Source organism: Streptomyces viridosporus T7A (assembly GCF_008704515.1).
In the GTDB taxonomy this organism is placed as follows: domain Bacteria; phylum Actinomycetota; class Actinomycetes; order Streptomycetales; family Streptomycetaceae; genus Streptomyces; species Streptomyces viridosporus.
In genome coordinates, this window is record NZ_CP023700.1 from 2,013,659 (window position 1) to 2,034,530 (window position 20,872).

At 74.0% G+C, this 20,872-nt stretch carries 17 protein-coding genes and 1 pseudogene; 7 read left to right on the forward strand and 11 right to left on the reverse strand.

The genetic code is table 11. The features are described from left to right. Positions 1–15 precede the first annotated feature (15 nt). The 7 genes from CP969_RS09490 to CP969_RS09520 form a co-directional block, all read right to left on the reverse strand. Positions 16–1,404, reverse strand: a complete 1,389-nt coding sequence (locus tag CP969_RS09490; protein ID WP_016826954.1) for an aldehyde dehydrogenase family protein — start codon at positions 1,402–1,404, stop codon at positions 16–18. Positions 1,405–1,527: 123 nt separating this feature from the next. Continuing rightward, on the reverse strand, positions 1,528–2,868 hold the full coding sequence (locus CP969_RS09495; protein WP_016826953.1) for an ABC transporter ATP-binding protein: 1,341 nt from the start codon (positions 2,866–2,868) through the stop codon (positions 1,528–1,530). A gap of 271 nt (positions 2,869–3,139) precedes the next feature. Next, on the reverse strand, positions 3,140–4,384 hold the full coding sequence (locus CP969_RS09500) for an MFS transporter (protein ID WP_016826952.1): 1,245 nt from the start codon (positions 4,382–4,384) through the stop codon (positions 3,140–3,142). Between the two features lie 40 nt (positions 4,385–4,424). Next, positions 4,425–5,873, reverse strand: coding sequence for a CitMHS family transporter (locus CP969_RS09505; RefSeq protein ID WP_016826951.1), 1,449 nt, complete (start codon positions 5,871–5,873; stop codon positions 4,425–4,427). Positions 5,874–6,012: 139 nt separating this feature from the next. Beyond that, on the reverse strand, positions 6,013–8,250 hold the full coding sequence (locus CP969_RS09510) for a molybdopterin oxidoreductase family protein (protein WP_016826950.1): 2,238 nt from the start codon (positions 8,248–8,250) through the stop codon (positions 6,013–6,015). Positions 8,251–8,428: 178 nt separating this feature from the next. Continuing rightward, positions 8,429–9,049: a TetR/AcrR family transcriptional regulator gene (locus CP969_RS09515; RefSeq protein WP_026085309.1), complete on the reverse strand. Its 621-nt coding sequence runs from the start codon at positions 9,047–9,049 to the stop codon at positions 8,429–8,431. Between the two features lie 29 nt (positions 9,050–9,078). After that, the gene (locus CP969_RS09520; RefSeq protein ID WP_016826948.1) at positions 9,079–9,699 is read right to left on the reverse strand and encodes a hypothetical protein; all 621 of its coding nucleotides are present in this window, start codon (positions 9,697–9,699) and stop codon (positions 9,079–9,081) included. A 267-nt stretch (positions 9,700–9,966) separates the two neighbouring features. On the opposite strand from CP969_RS09520, the gene hmgA reads away from it, so the two are divergent. The 3 genes from hmgA (at position 9,967) to CP969_RS09535 (ending at position 13,376) form a co-directional block, all read left to right on the forward strand. Continuing rightward, complete coding sequence (gene hmgA, locus CP969_RS09525) at positions 9,967–11,280, forward strand: homogentisate 1,2-dioxygenase (protein WP_016826947.1); 1,314 nt, start codon at positions 9,967–9,969, stop codon at positions 11,278–11,280. 121 nt (positions 11,281–11,401) lie between these two features. After that, the gene (locus tag CP969_RS09530; protein ID WP_016826946.1) at positions 11,402–12,151 is read left to right on the forward strand and encodes a GntR family transcriptional regulator; all 750 of its coding nucleotides are present in this window, start codon (positions 11,402–11,404) and stop codon (positions 12,149–12,151) included. A gap of 40 nt (positions 12,152–12,191) precedes the next feature. Further along, complete coding sequence (locus CP969_RS09535) at positions 12,192–13,376, forward strand: type ISP restriction/modification enzyme (protein ID WP_004990121.1); 1,185 nt, start codon at positions 12,192–12,194, stop codon at positions 13,374–13,376. 280 nt (positions 13,377–13,656) lie between these two features. Here CP969_RS09535 and CP969_RS09540 read toward each other — a convergent pair whose 3' ends face one another. The 3 genes from CP969_RS09540 to CP969_RS09550 all read right to left on the reverse strand — a co-directional run bounded on the left by CP969_RS09540 (position 13,657) and on the right by CP969_RS09550 (position 15,416). Then, positions 13,657–13,932, reverse strand: a complete 276-nt coding sequence (locus tag CP969_RS09540; RefSeq protein ID WP_016826944.1) for a hypothetical protein — start codon at positions 13,930–13,932, stop codon at positions 13,657–13,659. 126 nt (positions 13,933–14,058) lie between these two features. Next, positions 14,059–14,877 carry an anti-sigma factor gene (locus CP969_RS09545; protein WP_016826943.1) on the reverse strand — a complete coding sequence of 273 codons (819 nt, stop codon included), beginning with the start codon at positions 14,875–14,877 and terminating at the stop codon, positions 14,059–14,061. Then, on the reverse strand, positions 14,874–15,416 hold the full coding sequence (locus CP969_RS09550) for a sigma-70 family RNA polymerase sigma factor (protein WP_004990111.1): 543 nt from the start codon (positions 15,414–15,416) through the stop codon (positions 14,874–14,876). Before CP969_RS09550 ends, CP969_RS09545 begins: the two co-directional genes overlap by 4 nt. A gap of 278 nt (positions 15,417–15,694) precedes the next feature. Here CP969_RS09550 and CP969_RS34595 point away from each other — a divergent pair. Continuing rightward, a pseudogene (locus CP969_RS34595) lies at positions 15,695–15,874 on the forward strand (nickel transporter); the annotation flags it as partial. 78 nt (positions 15,875–15,952) lie between these two features. Beyond that, entirely contained in the window at positions 15,953–17,551 is a 1,599-nt protein-coding gene (locus tag CP969_RS09555; RefSeq protein WP_016826942.1) for a serine/threonine-protein kinase, read from the forward strand. A gap of 4 nt (positions 17,552–17,555) precedes the next feature. Here the strand turns inward: CP969_RS09555 and CP969_RS09560 are convergent, their stop codons facing one another. Next, the gene (locus tag CP969_RS09560) at positions 17,556–18,362 is read right to left on the reverse strand and encodes an SGNH/GDSL hydrolase family protein (protein ID WP_016826941.1); all 807 of its coding nucleotides are present in this window, start codon (positions 18,360–18,362) and stop codon (positions 17,556–17,558) included. A 650-nt stretch (positions 18,363–19,012) separates the two neighbouring features. Here CP969_RS09560 and CP969_RS09565 point away from each other — a divergent pair. Beyond that, positions 19,013–19,834, forward strand: coding sequence for a glycosyltransferase family 2 protein (locus CP969_RS09565; RefSeq protein ID WP_004990104.1), 822 nt, complete (start codon positions 19,013–19,015; stop codon positions 19,832–19,834). After that, complete coding sequence (locus tag CP969_RS09570) at positions 19,831–20,856, forward strand: glycosyltransferase family 2 protein (RefSeq protein WP_016826940.1); 1,026 nt, start codon at positions 19,831–19,833, stop codon at positions 20,854–20,856. The genes CP969_RS09565 and CP969_RS09570 overlap by 4 nt, the downstream gene beginning before the upstream one ends. The last annotated feature ends 16 nt before the right edge of the window (positions 20,857–20,872 follow it).

Consider the following 20,872-nt stretch of genomic DNA (forward strand, 5'->3'; position numbering starts at 1 on the left):
ACGGATACGACTCCCCTAGAACTGGAGGGACTTGGTCTGGAGGTACTCGGTCAGGCCGTGCACGCCGAGTTCGCGGCCCACGCCCGACTGCTTGTAGCCCCCGAAGGGCGCGAGGGGGTTGAAGCCGCCGCCGTTGATGTCGACCTGCCCGGTGTCCATCCGGCGGGCGAAGGCCACCGCCTCCGCCTCGTCGCCGGCCCAGACGGCGCCGGCGAGGCCGTAGACGGTGCCGTTGGCGATGCGCAGGGCGTCCTCCTGGTCCTCGTAGCGCAGGACGGACAGGACCGGACCGAAGATCTCCTCCTGCGCGACGGTCATCTCCGGGGTGACGTCGGCGAGGACGGTCGGGCTGACGAAGTAGCCCTTCTCGCGCGGGGATCCGGGGCCGCCGGCGACCAGGCGGGCGCCCTCGGCCACCCCCTTCTCGATGTAGCCGCGCACGCGCTGGAGCTGTCCCGCGTTGACGAGCGGGCCGATGCGGTCGCCGTACTTCGCGGCGGCGGCCGCGGCGAGCTCCACCGCCTCGTCGTACCGGTCCCGGTGGACCAGCATGCGGGTCCAGGCGCTGCACGTCTGCCCGGAGTTGGACATCACGTTGGCGACGCCGACGTTGACCGCGCGGGCCAGGTCGGCGCCCGGCAGGATGACGTTGGCGGACTTGCCGCCGAGTTCGAGGGCGACCCGCTTGACCATGCCCGAGGCGATCGCGCCGATGCGGCGGCCGACGGCGGTGGAGCCGGTGAAGGAGACCAGGTCGACGTCCGGGTGCTCGGCGAGGGCCTGGCCGGCCACCGGGCCGAGGCCGGTGACGAGGTTGAACACGCCCGCCGGGATCCCGGCCGCGTGCACCGCCTCGGCGAAGAGCCGGGCGGTCAGCGGGGTGTCCTCGGCGGGCTTGACGACGAGGGTGCAGCCGGCGGCGAGGGCCGGAGCGGCCTTGGCGACGATCTGGTGGAGCGGGTAGTTCCAGGGCGTGATCGCGCCGACCACGCCGACCGGCTCGTGGAGGACCGTGGAGTTACCCGTCCGCTCCTCGAAGGCGTACGTGGCCGCCAGGTCGGCGTACGAACCCGCCACCGCGATCGGCAGGCCGACGTGGACGGCCTGCGCGAGCTTCGGGGGCGCGCCGAGTTCAGCGGTCACCGTCCGGGCGATCTCGTCCTGGCGGGCCACCAGCGTGTCCCGGAGGGCGGTCAGACGGGCGGCGCGCTCGGCGGGCGGGGTGGAGGCCCAGACCGGGAGGGCGGCGCGGGCGGCGCGCACGGCGGCGTCGACGTCCTCCACCGTGCCCGCGGGCACGGTGGCGATCACCTGCTCGTCGGCCGGGTTCACGACCTCGATCACGTCCGGGCCGGCGGCGGGGCGCCATGAGCCGTCGATGTACATGCCGTCGTGTGCCTTCATCGCGCTTCCTCCGGGAACGGGGCGTTGTCGTCCGACCCATAAACTAGCGACGCTAATTTATGTGCGCCAGGGGGACGCCCCCGAGCGGGCGGCCCCGGAGCGGGGCCGGGGCGCGCGCCGGTGTCATTCCCCGAGGTCGGGCAGGCGTTCCGGGTTCGGGCAGATGCGTTCGCCGTGCCGGTCGAAGACGAACAGGTGGGCGAGATCGACCAGGAGCGGCACCTGCATGCCGTGCCGGAGGTGGAGGTCGGGGGTGGTGCGGACGATGAGGTCGCCCGGCACGCGCGGCTCCGCGCGGGCGGGTGCCGGTTCCGCCGGCCCGGGCTGCTCCAGCGTCGCCACGGACCCCGCGCGCAGTACGCCGGCCCGCTCCCGCAGACGCTCCAGGACCCTGCCCTCGCGGCGGCGGCGCCGGACCGGGCGCTCCGGCCGGGGGTGCGGCGCCTCCAGTTCCGGGACGACGGCGGGCCGGGAGCCGGTGTTGAAGTGGACGAGGACCTCGTGGCCCTGGAACTCCATGTGCTCCACCAGGCCGGTGAGCACCACCTCGCCGGGGCGGGCGGCGGCGGGTTCGGCGATGCGCACGGCTTCGGAACGCAGGCCCACGATGACCTCGCGGCCCTGCTGCACGCGCAGCAACCGGTGGTCGAGGCAGAGGGGCTCGGGCAGCCGCAGGAACTGCTTGCCCAGGCTGATGGTCATCGCCCCGTCGAGCGGGGCGCGGACCAGGCCGCGCAGCAGGTTGATCCGCGGGGTGCCGATGAACGCGGCGACGAAGACGTTGCTCGGCAGCGAGTACACCGCGCGAGGGCTGCCGATCTGCTGGAGGACGCCGCCGCGCAGGACGGCGACGCGGTCCCCGAGCGACATCGCCTCGGCCTGGTCGTGGGTGACGTAGACGGTGGTGACGCCCAGCTCCCGGGTGAGCCGGGAGATCTCGGCGCGCAGACGGTTGCGGAGTTTGGCGTCCAGGTTGGACAGCGGCTCGTCCATCAGGAAGGCGGAGGGGTGGCGGGCGATGGCCCGGCCCATGGCGACACGCTGGCGCTCACCGCCGGAGAGCTGGGCGGGGAAGCGGTCGAGCAGGTCCTCGATGCCCAGCATGCGGGCAGTGGCGTTCACCCGGGGGCCCGGATCGACGCCGGGTGCCTCGATGCGCAGCGGGAAACCGATGTTGTCGCGGCTGTTCATGCTCGGGTACAGGGCGAAGTTCTGGAACACCATCGCCATGTCCCGGTCGGAGGGCGGCAGGTCGTTGCCGTACTCCCCGTCGAGGAAGAGTTTCCCCTCGTCGATGTCCTCCAGACCGGCGATCATCCTGAGCACGGTGGACTTTCCGCAGCCGGACGGGCCGAGCAGAACGAGGAACTCGCCCGGCGCGATGTCCAGCGACAGCCGGTCCACCACGCGGACGCCGCGTGTGTAGGCCTTGCTCACGTCGTGCAGGGAGATGGCGCGTGTCATGAGGTGCCCCCGGGGGCTCGTCAGGGCGCTGGTGCTCCGCGGTCGGACGCCTCGTGCGAGTCGTACGGGCGTGTACGTCACGGAAGCTAACGGACTGTGCCCGCCCGGGGGAAGATGCGTGACGGCATCTCGGTACCGCCCTCCACCTCGGACGCGGGCGCGTCCTCCGGCGACGAGGACGACGGACAGGACGACCAGACCATGTTCTTCCCCCTGCCGTGCGACTGCACCGCGCCGTCGCCCCCGTACGGCGGCGGCCGTCCGGCGGCGGTCAGCGCGGGTGACGGGCCCGGGTGCGGTCGGGGCCCGTCCGGGGCGGAGGGTCCTTCGCGGGGGCGGTCGCGTCGGCCGGTGCGGCGGGGGTGCGCAGGGCGACGCCCGCGGACAGGAACAGCAGGACTCCCAGCATCACGAAGGGGGCCGCCACGCCTGCCCCTCCCGCGACCAGGCCCGCCGCCGCGGGCGCGGCGACCTGGCCCAGGCGGTTGCCGGTCAGGCGCAGGGCCAGGGCCGTGGAGCGGGCGTCCGCGGGGGCGGCCTGGACCACCGTGGTCATCGACAGCGGCTGGCCGACGCCCAGGCAGAAGCCGAGCGCCGCGAGCATCACGGCCAGCGCCCCCACCGGGACCGGCACCGCGATGCCCGCGCAGAGCACCGCGGCCAGCAGACACGTCACCGTCAGCAGGACCGTGCGGCCGAGCAGCCGCAGCAGCGGGGTGAGGACCAGCCGGCAGGCGATGGTGGCCGCGGCCCGCAGGCTGAGCAGCAGGCCGACGACCGACGGGGCGATGCCCCGGTGCTCGCCGACCACGGGGAGGTAGGCGGTGAGGATGTCGGTCGCGGACAGCACGGCCATGCTGATGAGGATGCCGGCCGGAACGCCCCGGGCCCGCAGGATGCGCCCGACCGGGACCCGCTCGCCCGGTGCCGTACGGGAGGCGACCGGCGCCGGATGCTCGATGCGCCACAGCGAGGCGCAGGCGACCGCCGCGCCCGCGCCCGCCGCCAGCAGGGCGAGCGTACTGGTGCCGGCCATGTCGGAACCGCCGATCAGCGCGCCCGCCGCGATCGGACCGATCAGCTGGCCGAGGGAGGCGCCGATGGTGAAGTGGCCGAAGTTGCGGTCCTGTTCGTGCGGCGCCGACTGGCGGGCGACCAGCGACTGCGCGCCGATGACGAAGCAGAGGTGGCCCAGGCCCATCACCCCGCTCCACAGGCCCATCGCCCCCAGGGAGTTCACCAGCCCGCTCAGCGCGCAGCCGCCGGATATGAGGACCACGCCGGCCGGCAGCAGGGGCGCGCAGCGGCCGTGGTCGGTGCGCCGGCCGAGCGGTACGGCGGCGAACAGCGGCAGCAGCGCGTACGCGCCCGCGATCACCCCGATCGCCCGCTCGTCCGCGCCCAGCGCGAGCGCCCGGTAGGAGACGGCGGGCCGGGCCATCGACACCGCCCCCTGCGCGAAGCCGAAGGCGATGACGAGGCGGAGCAGCCAGCCGCGGTTCCCGCCGGGCGCCATGATCGTGTCCTCCTTGGAGTGTCCTGGGGGTGGACCGGGGTCAGATGATGCCGAACAGGATTCCGGCCGCGAGGATCAGCAGGCAGGTGAGGGCCGCCCACTTCACCACGAACCGCGTGTGGTCGCCGAACTCGACCCTGGCCATGCCGACCAGGACGTACACCGCGGGGACGAGCGGGCTGGACATGTGCAGCGGCTGGCCGACCAGGGAGGCGCGGGCCATCTCCAGCGGGGAGACGCCGTGCGCCGCGCCGGCCTCGGCGAGCACCGGCAGGACGCCGAAGTAGAAGCCGTCGTTGGACATGAAGTACGTCAGCGGCAGGCTCAGCACGCCGGTGACCAGGGCCATGTGCGGGCCCATGGCCTCGGGGACGATGCCCACCAGCCACTCGGCCATGTGGTCGACCATCCCGGTGCCCTGGAGGACACCGGTGAAGACGGCGGCGGCGAAGACCATGCCGGAGACGTTCAGGACGTTGTCGGCGTGGGCCGCGATACGGGCCCTCTGGTCGGGGATGTGCGGGAAGTTGACGGTGAGCGCGAGCGCGGCGCCGAGCAGGAACAGCACCGGGATCGGCAGCCACTCCATGATCATGGCGGCGAGCAGGACCACCGTGAGCAGCGCGTTGAACCAGTACAGCTTGGGGCGCAGGGTGGGGCGGTCCGGGTCGAGGCCCCGGAAGTCGTCGTCCTGCGCGTCGGTGTCCGTCCCGGCGCCGGAACCGCCGGCGGACGGGGCCTCCTCGCCGGGACCCGCACCGGTGACAGCTCCGGACCCGGTGCCGGTGCCGGTGCCGGAGCCCGCGCCGACCAGCACGGTCTCGGTCTCCCTCGCCCCGGCCCCCTCCTCCGCCGGGGTCTCCACCAGGGTCAGCGCGCCCAGCCGCCTGCGCTCCCGCAGACCGAGCACGTAGGCCAGGAGGACCACGCCCAGCAGACCGACCAGCAGGGCCGGGATCATCGGGACGAAGACGTCGCTGGCGTCGAGCTTCAGCGCGGTGGCGGCACGGGCCGTCGGGCCGCCCCAGGGAAGGGTGTTCATCACGCCGTTGGCCATGGCGGCGACACCGGTCATCACGACCAGGCTCATCTTCAGGCGCTTGTACAGCGGGTACATCGCCGAGACGGTGATCATGAAGGTGGTGGACCCGTCGCCGTCCAGCGACACGATCGCGGCGAGCAGCGCGGTGCCGACGACGATCCGCATCGGGTCCGCCTTGCAGAACCTCAGGATCCCCCGGACGATCGGGTCGAAGAGACCGACGTCGATCATCACGCCGAAGTAGACGATCGCGAACATGAGCATCGCCGCGGTGGGGGCGAGGCTGGACACGCCGTCGATGACGTAGTCACCGAGGTGGGCGCCCTTGCCGACGAACACGCAGAACAGCGCGGGGATCAGCACGAGCGCCGCGATCGGCGACATCTTCTTCATCATGATCAGGACCAGGAAGGTCGCGATCATGGCGAAGCCGAGGATGGTCAGCATGAGTGGACACCTAACGTTCGCCCTTGAACATCCCACCAGGGCCGGCGGTGCGACGACGTTAGGTGCGGCCGAGCAGCGTCAGCAAGACGTCGGCGTGCGAGCAATAAGAGCAAAACCCCAGGTCACAGCTTTGCTCAGGTCAGCGGGCGGTCAGCGGGGCCACCTCGACCGGAATCCCGTTGAGGACGGCGTTGCCCGACAGCGGGTCGAGGAGGCTGCCGTCGAGGAGCTGGTTGACGTTGACTCCGGGGTCGGCCGCGGCGTGCCGCATGCGGGTGCCGGGCCGGTCGTGCCCCCAGCCGTGCGGCAGGCTCACCACGCCCCGGCGCACCGCGTCGGTGACCTCGGCCGGCGCGGTCACCTCTCCCCCGGCGCCCTTGACGCGCACCGGCTCCCCGTCCCGTACCCCGAGGCGTTCGGCGTCCTCGGGGTGGAGGTGCAGGGTGCAGCGGTTGGAACCGCCGGTGAGGACGGGCACGTTGTGCATCCAGCTGTTGTTGGACCGCAGATGGCGGCGGCCGACGAGGACGAGTCCGCCGGGCCGCTCGTCCAGGGCGGCGCGCAGCCGCGGGAGGTCGGCGGTGATCGGTTCCGGCAGCAGCTCCACCTTTGCGCTGCGGGTCCTCAGCAGCTGGGGCAGCCTCGGGCGCAGCGGTCCCAGGTCGATGCCGTGCGGGTGGGCGAGCAGTTCGCGCAGGGTGAGTCCGTCCGGGTCGGCGCCGAAGCCGTCGCCGTACGGGCCGAGGCGCAGCATCATGTCCAGCCGCCGTTCGGGGCCGTTCTCGCCGGTCAGCAGGGCCGCGAGGGCCTTCGGGTCGCGGCCGTGCACCGGGGAGTGGGGGTCTCGCACGGCCTTGCCGAGCGTCCGGTCGATCACCAGGGCGTCCACGGCGGCGGGGTCGGTGCCGTGCCCGCCGGAGGCCGCGAGGACGAGCCGCGCCAGGATCTCCGTCTCGGCCATGCGGCCGGGCTCCGGCGGGACGGCCGGGCGGGTGTAGCGGACCTGGTTGCGCACGGCCAGGGCGTTGAAGGCGAAGTCGTGGTGCGGGCTCTGCGCGGGCGGGGGCGGCGGCAGGACGACGTGGGCGTGGCGCGAGGTCTCGTTGAGGTACGGGTCGACGCTCACCATGAAGTCGAGGGAGGCGAGGGCCTTGTCGAGCCGGTCGCCGTCCGGGGCGGACAGCACCGGGTTGGCGGCGACGGCGACGACGGCGCGGATCGGCTCGCCCTCGACGGTGGCGGTGTCGATCTCCTCGGCGAGGGCGGCCAGCGGCAGTTCGCCCTTGGCCTCGGGGTGCCGGCGCACCCGGGAGTGCCAGCGTCCGAGGGCGAAGCCGCGGCCGGGTCCGGCGGGACGCGGGGCCCGGCCGGTGGCGGCCTGCGGGAAGAGCGCACCGCCGGGCCGGTCGAGGTTGCCGGTGAGGATGTTGAGGACGTCGACGAGCCAGCTGGCGAGGGTGCCGTGCGGGACGGTGCAGCTGCCGATGCGGCCGTAGACGGCGGCGGTGGGGGCGGCGGCGAGTTCGCGGGCGAGGGCGCGGATGGTGGCCGCGTCCACGTCGCAGGCGCCGGCCGCCGCTTCGGGGGTGAAGCCGTCCAGCGCCGCCGGGAGTTCGTCGAGCCCCTCCAGGTGCGCCGCCAGGTCCCCCGGGGCGACGAGGCCCTCGTCGAACAGCACGTGCGCCATCGCCGCGAGCAGCAGGGCGTCGGTGCCGGGGCGGAGGGCGACGTGCCGGTCGGCGAGGCGGGCGGTGCGGGTGCGGCGCGGGTCGACGACGGTGAGGGTGCCGCCGCGGGCCTTCAGCGCCCTGAGCCGGCCGGGGAAGTCGGGGGCGGTGCACAGGCTGCCGTTGGACTCCAGCGGGTTGGCGCCGATCAGCAGCAGGTGGTCGGTGCGGTCCAGATCGGGTACCGGGATCGCGTTCGCGTCGCCGAAGAGCAGGCCGCTGGAGACGTGCTTGGGCATCTGGTCGACCGTGGAGGCGGTGAACAGGCTGCGGGTGCCGAGCCCGGCGAGCAGCAGGGGCGGGTAGAGGGCGCCGGCCACGGTGTGCACGTTGGGGTTGCCGAGGACGACGCCGACGCAGTCCGGTCCGTACCGCTCGACGACGGGCCGGATCCCGGCGGCCACGGCGTCGAACGCCTCCTCCCACGTGGCCTCGCGCAGTTCGCCGTCGACGCGGACGAGCGGGGTGCGCAGCCGGTCGGGGTCGGAGTCCACGGCGCCGAAGGCGGCGCCCTTGGGGCAGATGAACCCCTTGCTGAAGACGTCGTCGCGGTCGCCGCGGGCACCGGTGACGTGGCCGTCGTCGACGGTGAGGACCAGACCGCAGGTGGCCTCGCACAGGGGGCAGATACGAAGGGCGGTGCGGGACACGGGACCTCCCGGGTACGACGGCGGTGGGTGGGTGGGGGCCTCCCCGGCCCGGGCGCGGTCGGGAGCCCGGGGAAAGCACGGGGAAGCACGGGGAAGCACGGACGAGCCGAGCATACCGACCGGTAGGCATGGAGGGGAGGGTCTGTCGCGGACCGGGACCGGACCGGTCGCGGGGCGTTCAGTCCAGTACGCGGGCCAGATAGGCGCCCAGCATCTCCCGCAGTTCCGCGACGACCTTCTCGTCCCCCTCGGGCGCCATCCGGAACGCCAGGTGGACGAGGGCGTCGGCGGTCTCGACGGCGACGAGGAAGGTGCGGCGCAGCTCCTCGTCGGCGGCTTCGCGGCCCAGGTGGCCGAGGAGCAGGCCGAGGATCCGGTCGGCGACGCGGTGGTTGGGCTCGGTCCGGCGGGTGCCGACCGGGATCTGGTTGCCGAAGTCGACGAGGGAGAAGCCGGGTGCGGTGCGCTTCATGTCCAGGTACTCGTCGATCACGACGTCCATGGCGTGCCGCCATCCCCGCTCGCCGGCGTCCTCGAGGCGTTCGGCGACCCGTCCGCAGAAGCGTTCCAGGTTGCGCTGGGCCAGCGCGTCGACCATCTGGCGCTTGTTGCCGAAGAAGCGGTAGACGGAGCCGATGGGCACCCCGGCGCGCTGCGCGACGGCACGGGTGCTCAGCTCGTCGTAGCCGACCTCGTCGAGGAGTTCGGCGCAGGCGTCGAGGATCCTGGCCAGCCGTTCGGCGCTGCGCCGCTGCACGGGCGCCCGGCGGAGCGATGACGTCGGAGGCACGGGAGTCATGATGCCCCTTCGGCATCCTTCGGTGAACCTCACCCTCCGCTGTCCGCTCCGCCCGCCGGGCCGGCCGCCGGACCGCCGGTCGCCGGACCGCCGGTCGCGGACGGCGTGGCGGCCGGGCTCGCGTCAGGGCTCGCATCCGGATCCGCGCCCGGGTCCCGCTCCGACACCGTGACGTCGGCCGTGCTCTCCACCGGCTCTCCGTCCACGGCCCACACCGAGCCGTCGTCGGCGTACAGCCGGGCGGTGACCCGGTGCGTGCCGCGCGGGACGAAGCGGGCGGAGAGGCGGTACTCGGGGGTGCGCAGCACCGCGACGAGGCGGTCGTCCACGTAGAGGCGGGCCAGACCGCGGCCGGCCGCCGCCCGGCCGCCCGCCCCCTCGGGCGAGAAGCGGAAGTTGCGCACGGTCAGCCGCACGTCCCAGCCGCCGCCGGTGTCGGGCGTGACCTCGATCCCGACCCCGGGCGCGTCCTCGCCGCCCACCTCGCGGTAGGGCCGGCCCTCCCGGTCCCGCTCGTCCAGGAGCCTGCCGGCCGGCGGGGGCGATGCCCCGTCCTGCCCCCGGGCCTCCCGGAACCCGCAGCCCGCGGATCCGGTCAACAGCACGGCACAGGCCGCGAGCGCGATGATCAGCCTCCGCTTCCACCCCATGCCGGGGAGCGTAGAACGCCGGTCCGATCTCCCGGATCCCCCTGGAGTCGGGTTCCGCGTCCTCTGCCGAGAGGAGGACGGCGCGGGAGGACACCGGCGGAACGACGCCGGGAGGAGGACCGCGCGGGAGGACGGCGGGAGGAGGACCGCGCGGGAGGACGCCGGCGGCCGGAAACACCCGGGCCGGAACCACGCAGTCCCCTTGCGCCCGGGAAAACGCAATCCTACGGTGTCGCATAGGAATCGCATCGCAAGGGAGCAGCCGACATGACCGGGGACGCGCGCAAGACCGCCGAAGGACTGGAATACCTCTCCGGCTTCGGCAACGAGCACAGCTCGGAGGCGGTTCCGGGCGCCCTGCCCGAGGGCCGCAACTCGCCGCAGCGCGCACCGCTCGGGCTGTACGCGGAGCAGCTGAGCGGTACGGCGTTCACCGAGCCGCGGGCGCACAACCGCCGCTCCTGGCTCTACCGGATCCGCCCGTCGGCCGCCCACCCGGCGTTCACCCGCACGGGCAACGGCGCGCTCCGCACCGCGCCCTTCACCCAGACGGTGCCCGACCCCAACCGCCTGCGCTGGAACCCCCTGCCGGAGCCCGCCGAGGGCACCGACTTCCTGGCCGGTCTGTGGACCCTGGGCGGCAACGGCGACGTCGCCCAGCGCACCGGTATGGCCGTGCACCTGTACCACGCCACCTCCTCGATGGACCGCGTCTTCAGCGACGCCGACGGCGAGCTGCTGATCGTCCCGGAGCGCGGCGGACTGCTGCTGCGCACCGAGTTCGGGCTGCTGCACGCGGAGCCGGGACACATCGCGCTGATCCCCCGCGGGGTGCGCTTCCGCGTGGAGCTCCTGGAGGAGAGCGCCCGCGGCTACGTGTGCGAGAACTACGGCGCCCCCTTCCAGCTCCCCGACCTCGGCCCGATCGGCGCCAACGGGCTGGCCAACGTCCGGGACTTCCGCGCGCCCGTCGCCGCGTACGAGGACGTCGAGGGGCCGGTGGAGGTGGTGAACAAGTTCTGCGGCAACCTCTGGTCGGCCACCTACGACCACTCCCCGCTCGACGTCGTCGCCTGGCACGGCAACCATGTGCCGTACGTCTACGACCTGCGCCGCTTCAACGTGATGGGCACCATCTCCTACGACCACCCGGATCCGTCGATCTTCACGGTGCTCACCTCGCCGAGCGACACCCCGGGGCTGGCCGGGGTGGACTTCGTGGTCTTCGCCCCGCGCTGGCTGGTGGGGGAGGACACCTTCCGGCCGCCGTACTTCCACCGGAACGTGATGAGCGAGTACATGGGCCTGATCGAGGGCGCCTACGACGCGAAGGCGGAGGGCTTCGTGCCGGGCGGGGGATCGCTGCACAACATGATGTCGGCGCACGGCCCCGACCGGGAGACCTTCGATCGGGCGAGCGCCGCGGAACTGCGCCCGCAGAAGATCGACGACGGCCTCGCCTTCATGTTCGAGACCCGCTGGCCGGTGTCCCTGACCCCCCAGGCGGCGCGGGCGGAGCACCTGCAGCAGGGCTACGACGACGTCTGGCAGGGCCTCGAACGCCACTTCCGCGCGCTGTGACGCGGTGCGCGCCGGGTGTTCCGGGCCGGTGCCGGGAGCCCGGCCGCACTCGCCCCCTCGGGCCCGCACGCCCCTCGCGGCCCACGTTGCACTGAACGTTCCCGACCGGTACGGATAGCCCGTGACCTCCTTCGCTCCGGACTCGATCGTCCTGAACCGCAAGCTGCCGCTCTGGTACCAGGTCTCGCAGTCGCTGCGCGCCTCGATCCTCGGCCGCTCGCCGCAGGACCCGCTGCGCCTGCCCACCGAGGAACAGCTGGCCGGGCACTACGGGGTGAGCGTGCTGACCATGCGGCAGGCGCTGAAGGAGCTGGAGGAGGAAGGGCTGATCACCCGTCACCGCCGGCGCGGCACGTTCATCGAGCCCGGCGCCAGACGGGGCGCCCCGGTCCGCCTGCTGGGCTCGGTGGACGCGATCGTGGCCCAGCAGTCCGGGATGACCACCGAACTGCTGGAGCACGGCCCGGCGCCGATACCGGCCGACGTCGCCGAGTACTTCCCCGACCTGTCCGAGGCGGCGTCCTACCACCGGCTGCGCAGCGACGAGAAGACGGGCGAGCCGACCAACCACGCCCGCAACTACGTCCGTCCCGAACTGGCCGCGCGGATCGACCTGGACGACCTCGTGCGCTGGCCGATGACCAAGGTGCTGCGCGATGTCGTCGGGGTGGAGATCAGCCGCATCACGGACACGGTGGAGGCACGGCTCGCCGACCCGGAGACGGCCCGTCTGCTCCGGGTGCCGCTGCTCAGCCCGATCCTGCACTACACGGGCGTCACCTACGACGCCGGCGGCCGGCCGCTGGACGTGGCCGTCATCAACTACCGGGGCGACCGCTTCTCCTTCACGGTGACCCTGGACGCCACCTGATCCGCCGGCCCCTGACCCCCGGCCGGCCGGAGGCCGTACGATGCCCGGCGTGACGCACGACGACGCTCCGCCGCTGGCGGACCTCATGCCGTGGTCCGTCGCACCGCCGCGGCTCGGCCGGGGGTGGCCGGCGGCCCCCGACGCGGCCTCCCTGAAGGCACGTTGGGACGCCCTCGTGAAGGCCGAGGGGCCGGACCGCGAGGCGCTGTTCCAGCCGACGCGCGCCCGGACCCCGCACACGGCGGTCGGTCAGTTGCCGGGGCGCAGCGGCGGCACGGAGCGGCTGGCCCGTGCCTCGGGCCCCTGTCCGGAGCCCGTCCGGGTGCTGCACGCCCCGTTCGACGAGCAGTGGCTGATCCCCGACCAGCGGCTGATCGACGCGGCCCGCCCGGAGCTGTGGCGGGTGGCGGACGAGCGGCAGGTCTTCGTCGTCGAGATCCCCGGGGCCGCCGGTTCCCCCGGTCCCCCGCTGCTCGCCACGTCCCTGCTCCCGCTGCTCCGCCCCGGCCGGGTCCGCCCGCTGTACCGCCGCCCCGGGGGCGCGGAGCCGAATCTGGCCCCCGGCCTGTGCGCGCACCTGGCGGCCCGGCTCGGTGTCCGGGTGTCCCCGGCCGACGTCCTCGCCTGGACGATGGCCGCGGGGCGCGCCGCGCCCGGCGGGCCGGTGGTCCCGCTCACCGGGGACGCCGGCACCTGGGCGCGGGGCGTGGAGGTGGGCCGCCGGACGCTGTGGCTGATGCGGCGCGACGGGGAGCGCCCCAGACTCCCCGGCGGGCGCCGCCCCTACGTCCGTGCTCCGCTGCCCTCCCGTCCGTCGGCGGTGCGCTACGACCGCGACGAGGAAGTGCTGTCGCTCGACGGGGGCCGCATCTCCCCGGTGCCGCCCGGGGCCTGGGACTTCGAGGTGGGCGGGGTGCGGGTGCTGGAGCGGTGGCTGGCGGTCCGCACGGAGGGGGCCGAGCCGGGCACCCTGGCCGCGATCCGGCCGGCCGCCTGGCCGCAGGCCTGGACCTCGGAGCTCCTGGAGCTGGTCACGGTCCTCGCCCTGCTCGCCGAACTGCGCCCGTGGCAGGCCGCGCGGGCGGATCCGCGGACGCCCGACCCGATCACCTCGGCCGAGCTGCGCGAGGCGGGTGTCCTCCCGGTGCCGTCCTTCGCGCGCCGGCCCGCCTCGGTCCTGGACGCGCACGAGGAGGGACCCGAGGGCCAGCTGGCGCTGATCTGACGCCCGGCCGGGGACGCGTCCCGGCACGGGCGCACCGGGCCGGTGCGCGGTGCCGCGGGTGGTGGGCGCGCCCCGCGCGGTGCGGCGGGACGCGTACGGGAGGGCGACGAGGTGCACGGCCGGGACGGGAGAGGCCGGCGCCCCGGCTCGCTGCCGGGTGGGATCGGGGCGCCGACCGGGGGTGTGCTCGGGGTGCGCCGGGGCGCCGCTGCGTACCGCGGGGACGACGGACGCGGGCGGGGCGCTGCGCCGGGACGGCGTGGCCGTCCGGGCGCGGGCGCTACCGGCTGCCGAACAGGGAGCGGCGCAGCCGGCGCAGCGGGGCGAAGAGCGAGACGCGGCTCGCCCGTGCCCGCGCGCTCCTGGCGCCGCGGTCGTGCGCGGTGTCACGCGCGATGAGCTCGCGCATCAGCGACGTCGCCTCGGCCGTCTCCCGCTGCGGGACGGCGGGTCCCGCCAGCACCGAGAGGTGGCGGTCGAGGCGCGAGCTGGTCGCGCTGCTCCCGCAGGTGATCGCAGGGACCCTGGCCCTGCTGCGCACTGTTATCTGTTCCATGTCACTCCCCACCCGTACGAGTCCACCCGGCCCGGGCAGAGTAACCCTATCGCCCCGTCCGGGCACACGTGTATCGAGGTCACAGGATTCACCTTCCCCATAAGGGGGTTGACGAACACTCGACGATTACTCTCCGAATCCGACCGTTTTCAGGGCGAGTTGGACGATTGGCTGGCCAGTGGGTAGCGGTGACCCTCCGTCAGGTTCGACGGTCACCGCGAGTGACGTCGCGGACTCCTCCAGGCCGGAGGCGACCAGGGGCGCGTCGCCCTCGAAGAGCCCCAGGGAGCGCGGCCCGGCGCCCGGGCTCATCAGCCACAGTTGGCGCACACGTCCGTTCGGAGGGTCGTCGTACCCGCCGAGGGTGACGACCGCGCTCCCCGCCGATGCGGAGGCGATCACTCCGATCGTGCGGCCGCGCGCGTCCCGGCCGCTGCCCGCACGGGCGTCCGGAGCGGCGAGGACGTGGGCGATCTCACGTGACCGGTCGCGTTCGGCGTCCAGCCGGTCCTGGGTCCGGCCCGCCTGGACGGCGAACAGCGAGGCGACGACGAGCGCCGCGGCGGCGGTGGCCGTCGCGAACGGCACGAACAGCGGCGCCCGGCGCCGCTCCCGGGCGCGCGGCATCGGGGCGGCGCCCCACACGTGCGGCGGCAGTTGCGCCGCACGCGCCCGGGCCGGCTCCCGGGGCGCGGGGTCCTGCGGGGTGTTCCGCACGGCGGCCAGGACGCGGTCGCGCAGGGCCGCGGGCGCGGGGGCGGCCGCGGCCCGGGCGAGCCGCACGGCGTCCTCGGCGAGGGCGCGCACCTCGGCGGTGCAGCGGCCGCAGGACTCCAGGTGCTTCTCGAAGCGGACGCGTTCGGCCGGCTCCAGGGCGTCGAGCGCGTGGGGAGCGGCGAGCGAGTGCGGCTCCCCGCGGCGCACCAGTCGGGCCAGCAGGCTCATGCCGCGCCTCCCAGGCAGTCGCGCAGGCGGGTCAGGCCGTCGCGCATACGGGTCTTGACCGTGCCGAGCGGCAGCGACAGCCGCTCGGCCACCTCTCGGTAGGTGTAGCCCTCGTAGTAGGCGAGGGTGACCGACTGGCGCTGGAGTGCGGTGAGCCGGTCCAGGCAGCGGCGCACCCACTCGCGTTCCAGTCCGGCCTCGACCTCCTCGGCGACGTGGTCGAAGGCGGGACCGTCGGAGCGCCGGGCCTCGCGCTGCTCGCGCTCGCCGGCCGCGCGGGCGCTGCGCACCCGGTCGACGGCACGGCGGTGGGCGAGAGTGAGGACCCAGGACAGCGCGCTGCCCCGGCCGGGGTCGAACCGCGCGGCCGAGCGCCAGAGTTCGAGCAGCACCTCCTGGGCCACCTCCTCGGACTGGGCGGGATCGCGCACCACGCGCCGCACCAGTCCGTACACCGGCCCGGAGACCAGCCCGTACAGCTCCTCGAATGCCTTGTGGTCGCCCTCGGCCACCAGCACCAGAAGCTCGTCCGCCTCCAACGCGCTTCCTCCCCCCTCCGGGCCCCGCCGGGACCGTCCGATCGCACCGGGTGAGCGCGGCGAGCGCGCCTCCGGAGGGGAAGTACGGATCAGCGGGCCGAAAACGCGGGTCCGGCCGCGGGAAATGCCACGGGCGGACGGCCGGGGAGGCGGCGCCCCGGCGACGGGTTCCGAAAACCCGACCGATCCGGCCCGCCCCCCGTTCGAATGGCTGGGCGTCGCGAGCGGCGTCCTCGTCACCCTGGCCGGCGCGAGCCTGGCACGCCGCGCCCTGCGCGACCGGGGCCGGGTACGCGGTCGTCGGGGCGGCCGTGGGGTGAAGCGGCTCCTGACCCGGCGCCCCCGCTGGACGGCGGCCCCGTGGGTGGCGCCGGGGCGCGCCCCTGGGGTCGGCGTTCGTCGTCGTGGCGCTGGGAGCCGGATTGGTGTTCAGGGGGGCGGCATCCGCACTCGGCTGAGTTACTTTCATGGGGAAAGGGAGAATTCGCCCGGCTGCGAAGGGGGACGCCGTGTCCGAGGAACCGGGCGGTGGACGGGTGGTCGCGGGCCGCTACCGGCTGCTGTCGCCCCTGGGCGAGGGCGGTATGGGCACCGTGTGGCGGGCCCGTGACGAGGTGCTGCACCGCGAGGTCGCCGTCAAGGAGGTCCGCGCCCCGGCCGGGCTGCCGGCGGCCGACGTGGAGCGGATGTACGCCCGTCTGGAACGGGAGGCCTGGGCGGCGGCCCGGATCACCGACCGCAACGTGGTGACGGTGTACGACGTGGCGACCGAGGACGGGCGCCCGTGGATCGTCATGGAGCTGGTGCGCGGCCTGTCGCTGGCCGAGGTGCTGGACGCCGAGGGCCCCCTGCCGCCGCGGCGGGCCGCGCACATCGGCGTGGAGGTGCTGGCCGCCCTGCGGGCCGCGCACGGGGCGGGGGTGCTGCACCGGGACGTGAAGCCCGCCAACGTCCTGATCGCGAACGACGGGCGGGTCGTGCTCACCGACTTCGGGATCGCCAGGGTCGAGGGCAGCTCCGCGCTGACCATGACCGGGGAGGTCGTCGGGTCGCCCGAGTTCCTCGCCCCGGAGCGGGCGCTGGGCCGCACGCCCGGCCCCGCGTCGGACCTGTGGTCGTTGGGCGTGCTGCTGTACGCGGCCGTCGAGGGTGCCTCGCCCTTCCGCCGGGACACCCCGCTGAGCACCCTGCGGGCGATCGTCGACGAGGAGTTGCCGCCGCCGCGCCGGGCCGGCCCGCTCGCCCCGGTCATCGAGGGGCTGTTGCGCAAGGACCCGGCCGAGCGGCTGCCGGCGGAGCGGGCGCACCAGGAGCTGCGGGTCGTCGGCGCGGGTGGCACGCCCCGCGCGGACACGGCGCGTTCGGGACCGTACGCCCCGACGGCGGTCGCGCTCCCCCGGCCGGGCCCGGAGCCGTACCGCTCCCGCTCCTCGTCCGCGTCCCCGGTGCCGGTCGCGGGAGCGCCGGCCGCGACCGCCGCGGCCACCCGGCCCGAGCGCGACCGGCGCGCCGCGGCCGTCCTGATCGCGGGCGTGGTGGTACTGGCCCTGGCGCTGGCCGGGCTGTCGTACGTGCTGCTGGACCGCGGGGACGGCGGGTCCGGCGCCGAGGGCCCCGGCGGGCAGGTGAGTTCGCCCGCACGGACCGGTGACGACGAGGCCGACGACGGGACGCCGGGGACGGGCGGGCCGACCCCCTCCCCCACCGGGGGCGACGACGAGGAGGAGACCGCTCCCCCGCCGCAGACGGTGTCGGTGACGGTGACCGGCGCGCGCACGGAGTACTCCGGCGGCTGTCCGCCGCCCGAGGAGCGGGCGCCCGCGTTCACGGCGACGTTCACGGTGGGGCGGCTGCCGGCCGAGGTCTCCTACCGCTGGGTGGCCGAGGACGGTTCGGTGACCGACCCGGGCTGGCGGACGCTGTCGTTCCACGAAGGGGGCGGGCGCACGAAGCGGGACACGGTGGTCGTGACGACGCACACGCGGACCGGGACGTTCGAGAGCGAGATCGGTGTGGAGGTCCGGGGGCCGGTGCGGACGTCCTCCGAGCCGGTGCCGTTCTCGGTGGCGTGCGAGTCGGAGACCCCGTCGGACGGGGTCTCCCCTTCTCCTTCCGGTTCGGTGACCGGGCCCTGACGGGTCAGGCCGCGCCGTTCAGCACCGGCAGATAGCCGCCGGACTGTCCGGCGGCCGTCGGGTGGTACGAGTTGCCGATGTTGAACCAGTCCACGCTGTGCAGCCAGGAGCTGCCGGAGCAGATCTCGTGGCCGGTGAAGGTGGTGCGGACGTCGCCGAAGGTGAAGCCGTGGGCGCGGGCGCGCTGGGCGATGGCGTTGTCGAGGTGGTCCGCGGCGTCGTTGATCGCCTTCCGCTTGGTCTCGGAGAGGCCGATGCAGGAGGTGCCGAGTTTGTAGAAGCGGGGGTAACCGAGCACCACCACGTGGGCGTTGGGGGCCCGGGTGCGGACGGCGGTGTAGACGCTGTCGAGCCGGCCGGGCAGCGTCGAGTCGACGTAGGACCGGGCGGTGGCGATCCGGGAGAGGCAGGTGCTGTCGGACTGGAGCACACAGGTCGTCATGACGTCGGCGAATCCGGCGTCGTTGCCGCCGACGCTGAGGGAGACGAGACCGGTGGCGGAGCTGAGCGGGCCGAGCTGCCCGGAGAGAACATCACCCGTACGAGCGCCCGAGCAGGCGGTGAAGTCGAAGGAGGAGGGTGAGTTGGCGGCCGCCCAGAGGTACGGGTAGGCCTTCGTGCTGCGCTTGCAGTCGCCGCTGGAGGAGATGTAGCTGCCGGCTCCGACACCGGAGGAGTAGGAGTCGCCGAGCGCCACATAGCCGCCGGCCGCGGCCTGTTGGGACGCCTGGGCCGTCGCGGCGCCGGTGAGGGCGGCGGTGGCGGCGAGGAGGAACGAGCTCAGGAAGAGGGCAAGTCGGGAACGTCTCATGGAACCTCCCTTTAGCAGGATCTCTGCCTCAACCGTCGTAGCAACTACGCGTGTTGACTGGAAGTGTCCATGCCAAGAATTCTCGACTCCCCCCAGGAACCACCCGACTTCTTCACACGAACCATCGCACGGGATGACCGTTCAACGCTGGACGAAATCCGGCCGTGGGGACTTTCGGCCCTTGACGCCCCCTACGGGGTGCGCCACATTGAAGCCCGGCATTGGACGCGTCGGGGGGCAAAGTCGGCCATGCAGACACGCATATCCGGGCAAGAGCCGCACCTGACGGCCGAACCGACAAAAACGTGAGACGTCGTTCCCAGTCTTGCCATAGGGGTTCAATCGTCAATACCGTCATACATCTCACCCGCATCGGTCCGTCAGTACGCGGCTCCAGGGGAGGGCTCAGGAGCACGGCGAACCGGCGCGGGGCGCGGTAGGGGGGTGCCGTGCCCGGTGGCCGCAACGGTGGCCGGGCCGTGCCGCGCGGTCGGCTGCCGTTTTCCGCGGCCGACCAGATTTGCCAGCTCACCCGGCGTGCGCTTCGGCTCCGTCCGTCGTGCCGTGGGGTGAGAACCCCCCTTTCGAACCGGACGAACAGCCGGGCCGCCCGGGGGCGGGCGGTCCACCGGACGAGAGGGACCAGACTCATGAGTTCCGTTCTGCAGCCGGCGACCGCGGACCAGGATCCGCCGACCGCCGTCACGTACCGGCCCGTCTCCTCGCACCTGGCCATCGCGCCACCGGTGAGCGTGGTGATACCGGCCATGAACGAGGCGGAGAACCTGCCGTACGTCTTCAAGACGCTTCCCGACTGGATCCACGAAGTGGTCCTGGTCGACGGCAACTCCACCGACGACACCGTCGAGGTGGCCCGCGGACTGTGGGCGGACGTCAAGGTCGTCGAACAGCGCGGCAAGGGCAAGGGCGACGCCCTGCGCACCGGGTTCGAGGCCTGCACCGGCGACATCATCGTGATGGTCGACGCGGACGGCTCGGCGGACGGCAACGAGATCGTCAGCTACGTCTCCGCCCTGGTCTCCGGCGCGGACTTCGCCAAGGGGTCCCGCTTCGCCAACGGTGGCGGCACCGACGACATGACCCTCATCCGCAAGCTCGGCAACCGGGTGCTGTGCGCCGTCGTCAACCGCAAGTTCGGCGCCCGCTACACCGACCTCTGCTACGGGTACAACGCCTTCTGGCGGCACTGCCTGGACAAGATCGACCTCGACTGCACCGGCTTCGAGGTCGAGACCCTGATGAACATCCGGGTCGTCAAGGCCGGTCTCAAGGTGCAGGAGATCCCCAGCCACGAGTACCTGCGCATCCACGGCACCAGCAACCTGCGGGCCGTGCGCGACGGGCTGCGCGTGCTGAGAGTGATCCTCGGGGAGCGGTCCAACCGGCGTGCGCTGCGCCGCCGTGCGCACCACTCGCCGCTGCTCGACACGGGCCGGGGGAAGGTGTCTTGAGCGAGCCCGGCACCCCCGGTGTCTCGGTCGTGATCTGCGCCTACACCGAGGACCGCTGGGAGGACGTCCTCGCGGCGGTCGCCTCGGTGCGGGCGCAGTCACGGCCGGCCCTGGAGACCCTGCTGGTCGTGGACCACAACCGGGCCCTCCTGGACCGGCTGGACCGGGAGTACAAGGAGACCGGCGACGTGCGGGTGCTCGCCAACGCGGGCCCCCGCGGCCTGTCCGCCGGCCGCAACACCGGAATCGCCGCCGCGCGCGGCGAGATCGTGGCCTTCCTCGACGACGACGCCGTGGCCGGACGCGACTGGCTGAAGTACTTCGCCGAGGCGTACGCCGATCCGCGCGTGATGGCGGTCGGCGGGCGCACCGAACCGGTCTGGGCGTCGGGCCGGCGCCCCGCCTGGTTCCCCGAGGAGTTCGACTGGGTGGTGGGCTGCACCTACCGGGGGCTGCCGCGCGGACGGGTGCGGGTGCGCAACGTCCTCGGCGGCAACGCCTCCTTCCGGCGCAGCGCCTTCGACGCGGCGGGCGGCTTCGCCACCGGCATCGGGCGCGACGGGAACAAACGCCCGCTGGGCGGGGAGGAGACGGAGCTGTGCATCCGCCTCAGCCGCGCCCGCCCGGACGCGATCCTGCTGATCGACGACCGCGCGGTGATCCACCACCGGGTGCCCGGGGCCCGCGAGCGCTTCCGCTACTTCCGGACCCGGACGTACGCCGAGGGCCTGTCCAAGGCGCTGGTCGCCCGCAGCGTCGGCGCGCGGAAGGGGCTGGAGTCCGAACGCCGGTACACCACGCGCGTCCTGCCGGCCGGGGTGGCGCGGGGCCTGCGCGACGCCCTGCTGGCCCGGCCGGGCGGCGCGGGACGCGCGGGGGCGATCGTCGCCGGGGTGCTCACGGCGGCCGGCGGCTACGTGGTGGGGAGCGTGCGGGCCCGGCGGGGCGGGGTGACGTTCTCCGTGGTGGACGTCGGGGACGGCGTTCCGCACGGTGGGGGCCGGGGAGGTGGAGGTGACTGACGCCGACGCACGCGTG